This window comes from Vibrio sp. YT-19(2023), assembly GCF_033337395.1.
On record NZ_JAWOQN010000215.1, the window covers coordinates 1 to 944 of the forward strand.

A 944-nucleotide genomic window follows, 5' to 3' on the forward strand; every position below is an offset into this window, starting at 1 on the left:
AGCGCAAAATGAGTTTTCATTTATGAAGGGATGCTTTTTTAGAACTGTTGTGAGGTGACTTATGAAACTGTTCCTATTACTCATGGCTTCTGTTTCTGCTGGTGTAGCATCTGCAGATCACATCCATTCATTTATGTTAGGTTTATCTATTGCTTCTCTGGCAGTGGGTAGCTGTTATTTCTTTGCATTCCGTAGCTCGCGTTTTCCGCAGTTAGCGCTGTTTTTATTGATTTGCGGCATGTTATCTAAACTGACTATTACGGTTGTAGGTGTTATGTGGGGTATGTCTGCGCAATTGATTACTTCACCAATCGTGTTTGCGTTGTCTTATCTTTTCTTTTCACTTGCTGTTACGTACTTGTGGTTCAGCTATCGTGAAAGCATCACGCAAATTCCAGAGCGATTTAAAGCAGCTTAATTTAGCGCTTTGATACCGACAAATATGAAAACGCCAGCGATTAACGCTGGCGTTTTTGTTTTGGTGATACTTCGCTATTTGGCGTGAAGTTTCTTCTTAAGTTGCAGTAAATAACCTTCGTTTAGAGCGAAAGTCTTAGAAAGATACGTTTTAGCTAACCCGAGATGGTAAGTGGTGGTTCCGGTACTTCAAGGAAGCAAGCAATGACGCGATAGAGTTCTCCTTCCGCAACGGTAATTTCCCCATCTGATTCAATCGCGAGTCGACAAGCTTTGACGAACATTCGTCTGTCTTTGGGTTTCAGTTGCAGCAACAACTCTAATGCGGCGCGACTTAAATGCCAATTGCTGTTAGCTGGTTCTAACTTCACTTCAGGAAAGCCTAAATGGGCGAGGGCACAATGGTAGGCGCGCTGAGCTTTGTCTGCTTGAGAGTGGCTGACCCATGCCAGTTCTCGCAATAGCCAAAACACACTTTCCTCTAATTGCTTCAACGTCTTGTGTTGTTTGATGAACCCAAAAGAGGC

The 944-nt window shown here is 43.1% G+C and carries 1 protein-coding gene and 1 pseudogene; one reads left to right on the forward strand and one right to left on the reverse strand.

Going from position 1 to position 944, the window contains the following annotated elements; translation table 11 throughout:
* Window positions 1-61: 61 nt before the first annotated feature.
* Window positions 62-418 carry a hypothetical protein gene (locus tag R7E78_RS24955; protein ID WP_005454342.1) on the forward strand — a complete coding sequence of 119 codons (357 nt, stop codon included), beginning with the start codon at window positions 62-64 and terminating at the stop codon, window positions 416-418.
* Between the two features lie 154 nt (window positions 419-572).
* Here the strand turns inward: R7E78_RS24955 and R7E78_RS24960 are convergent.
* A pseudogene (locus R7E78_RS24960) lies at window positions 573-944 on the reverse strand (Zn-dependent protease); the annotation flags it as partial.

What these genes read in the sequence shown, in the direction of transcription:
- R7E78_RS24955 (WP_005454342.1), top strand. Translation starts at nt 62, where the DNA reads ATGAAACTGTTCCTATTACTCATGGCTTCTGTTTCTGCTGGTGTAGCA.